1 protein-coding gene is annotated in these 1,309 nt (G+C 58.4%); it reads left to right on the plus strand.

The annotated features are described in order from the left end of the window. The first annotated feature begins 262 nt into the window (after positions 1–262). A complete protein-coding gene (locus tag L3X40_RS21795) occupies positions 263–1,306 on the plus strand; it encodes an IS110 family transposase (protein WP_237367423.1) in 1,044 nt (347 codons plus the stop codon). Positions 1,307–1,309 lie beyond the last annotated feature (3 nt).

A 1,309-nucleotide genomic window follows, 5' to 3' on the forward strand; every position in this document is an offset into this window, starting at 1 on the left:
AGGAGAAGGCATGAATGTTGGGTGAGCGGCTGATACTCCCGATTCGTGCTCGTTTTGGGCATATGTGTTGGGAGAGGCGGATAGGTTTCAGGTTGCATTGGTTGTGTAGGGCTTTTGACCCTGTTCAGGAGAATACCCGTCGCCTGTTTCCGAACGACCCTCATGAGGCCCAGCACATACTGGTGACCTCGCATAGGAGTTTGGTTCGGCCGTTCACACCCGTTTTTGGGTTCCGTCTCTCACCAACGAGAGGAGTATAGCCATGGCGTATATTGGTGTCGACCTTCATCAAAACAGTGTGACGACGTGCCGGCGTGAGGTGGACGGCAGTGAGCGCTTCGAAACATGGCCGCTGTCCCCTGACGCGCTTGAGCATTTTTGCCTGAGCCTTGACGCGGATGATGAACTTGCGGTTGAGGCAACGGGCAACAGCGCATGGTTCCGCGATGAGGTAGTCAGCTGTGTCGGACGGGTGGTGGTGGTCAACCCGCGTCAGTTCCAGATTATCCGCAAGTCAGTGAAGAAGACGGACCGGAACGATGCGCGCGCTCTGGCGCTGTTCCTGTCAAAGGACATGCTGCCGGAAACGCGGCTGAAGACCAAGCCGGAAGGCGAGCTGGCCTCGCTGGTGCAGACGCGCGATCTGCTGGTCAAGCAGCGCACCAGGCTGCTCAACAAAATCCACGCGCTTCACAACCGGCACGGGATCAAGCTGAAGAAGGAAGGTCTGGCAAGCCGCAAACGGCTCATGGCATTGGGCGGCGCCCCTTTCTCGGCGCTCGAGCAGGTCGAACTTGAGATCGTGCGCGATCAGGCGTTATCGTTGACTGCCGCGCTGACGCGGATCGACGATGAAATCGAAACGGCCGCCAGCACCATGGATGGCTTTGAAGGGCTGACCAGCATCAAAGGTGTTGGCGCACGCTCGGCGGCCGTGTTCCTCTCCGGGCTTGGTTCGATGGCCGACTTCGCGACCCCAGACAAGCTCGCCGCCTATGTCGGCATCGTGCCACGCGTCAGCCAGTCGAACGAGACGGATAATCGCGGACGGATTACCAAGGCGGGTAACCGGCTCGTGCGCACCACCCTTGTCCAGTGCACGCTGATCGCAATCCGATACTCGCCCTACCTCAAGGGCTTCTACACCCAGATCAGGGATCGGCGCGGCGCGGGAAAAGCCATCATCGCCACCGCCCGCAAGCTCCTCACCATCATCTACAATACCCTCAAAAACCAATGGGTGTTCAATGACTTCACAACGTTCAGCATCCGGGAAAATCCAATCCCCACTGGACAAACATCATAGGAG

Source organism: Rhizorhapis sp. SPR117, assembly GCF_021742065.1.